The sequence below is a fragment of the Desulfobulbus alkaliphilus genome, from assembly GCF_016918545.1.
Lineage (GTDB): Bacteria > Desulfobacterota > Desulfobulbia > Desulfobulbales > Desulfobulbaceae > Desulfobulbus > Desulfobulbus alkaliphilus.
Map to the genome: position 1 here is coordinate 1 of NZ_JAFFQC010000476.1, position 235 is coordinate 235.

General features: G+C 52.8%; 1 pseudogene. It reads left to right on the forward strand.

What is annotated here, in order from left to right:
* Positions 1-235, forward strand: a pseudogene (locus JWG43_RS19465) (ISNCY family transposase); the annotation flags it as partial.

Consider the following 235-nt stretch of genomic DNA (forward strand, 5'->3'; position numbering starts at 1 on the left):
GGACGGACGTCAAGTATTATAACCTGCAGACTCTCAAGGATAATCTGCGGCTGTTCACACCGGAGATTCTGGACCGGATCAACCAGGAAGTCGTCCGCGCGGGACACCTGGCATTAAAAAAAAACCCCGAAGAGGGCATCGTCGGCCGCTGTGACTCCTTTGTGGTGGAAACAGATGTCCATTTTCCCACCGACATAAACCTCCTGCTGGACGCCATCCGTAAGGTCATCGAAAT